Origin of the sequence: Muricoccus nepalensis (assembly GCF_006438825.1) — a bacterium.
GTDB classification, from domain to species: Bacteria; Pseudomonadota; Alphaproteobacteria; order Acetobacterales; family Acetobacteraceae; genus Roseomonas; species Roseomonas nepalensis.
In genome coordinates this window covers 1-1,256 of record NZ_RCZP01000150.1, presented here as the reverse complement: position 1 = coordinate 1,256, position 1,256 = coordinate 1, and the positions used below count along the sequence as shown (strand labels likewise).

Below are 1,256 nucleotides of genomic sequence, written 5' to 3'. Positions count from 1 at the left end.
CGCTCGCGCCTCGAGATCAAGCTCTTCGGCGGCGCGCGCCTGGCGCCGGACCACACCGCCATCGGGCCGCGCAACGCCGACTACGTCGAGGGCTACCTCCGCGCGGAGGGCATGGCGCCCGTGGTGCGCCAGCTCCGCGGCACGCTGGCCCGGCGGCTCCTCTACGTGCCCTCGACCGGGCGCGCCTTTCTGCGCGAACTGCCCGCCGAGAGCGCCCGCATCGCCGAACTCGAAACCCGCCTCGGCCACGCCATGCCCCACCCCCGGCACGGCGACGTCGAGCTGTTTGAGCCATCCACGAAAGGTTAGCCGGTGCCGATCAAGGTTCTTGTCGTCGACGACTCCGCGCTGATCCGCCAGCTCCTGACGGAGCTCCTGGGGCGCGACCCAGGGATCGAGGTGGTGGGCACCGCGCCCGACCCGATCATCGCGCGGGAGAGGATCAAGGCGCTCTCGCCGGACGTGCTGACGCTCGACATCGAGATGCCGCGCATGGACGGGCTGAGCTTCCTGCGGCGCCTCATGGCGCTGCGGCCGATGCCGGTGGTCGTGGTGTCCACCCTCACCCAGAAGGGCACGGACGCCGCGGTGCAGGCGATGGAGCTCGGCGCNTGCCGATCAAGGTTCTTGTCGTCGACGACTCCGCGCTGATCCGCCAGCTCCTGACGGAGCTCCTGGGGCGCGACCCAGGGATCGAGGTGGTGGGCACCGCGCCCGACCCGATCATCGCGCGGGAGAGGATCAAGGCGCTCTCGCCGGACGTGCTGACGCTCGACATCGAGATGCCGCGCATGGACGGGCTGAGCTTCCTGCGGCGCCTCATGGCGCTGCGGCCGATGCCGGTGGTCGTGGTGTCCACCCTCACCCAGAAGGGCACGGACGCCGCGGTGCAGGCGATGGAGCTCGGCGCCGTCGACTACGTGGCGAAGCCACTGCTCGACATCCGCCACGGGATGGAGGAGCTCGGCGCGGAGCTCGTCGCCAAGGTCAAGCTCGCGGCCCAGGCCCGGCCGCGGGCGCGGCGGGAGGAGCCGGCGGCGCCGTCGTTGCTGACGGTGGACCCGCGGCTCTCGACGGCGGGGCGGGTCGTCGCGATCGGCGCGTCGACCGGCGGGGTGGAGACGCTGCAGCGCATGCTGACCCGCCTCCCGGCGAGCGCGCCCGCGATTCTTGTCACCCAGCACATGCCGGCGGGCTTCACCTCGTCCTTCGCGCGCCGGCTCGACGCGCAGTGCGCGGTGACGGTGATCGAGGCC

Annotated in this window: 2 protein-coding genes and 1 pseudogene; all 3 read left to right on the top strand. The window is 72.4% G+C overall.

What is annotated here, in order from left to right; translation table 11 throughout:
• A pseudogene (locus tag EAH89_RS31065) lies at positions 1-309 on the top strand (hypothetical protein); the annotation flags it as partial.
• A gap of 3 nt (positions 310-312) precedes the next feature.
• Positions 313-651 carry a response regulator gene (locus EAH89_RS31060; RefSeq protein ID WP_140888057.1) on the top strand — a complete coding sequence of 113 codons (339 nt, stop codon included), beginning with the start codon at positions 313-315 and terminating at the stop codon, positions 649-651.
• Positions 612-1,256: response regulator (locus EAH89_RS31055; protein ID WP_338325566.1), on the top strand; the 645-nt coding region annotated here is incomplete at its 3' end. The genes EAH89_RS31060 and EAH89_RS31055, both read left to right, overlap by 40 nt.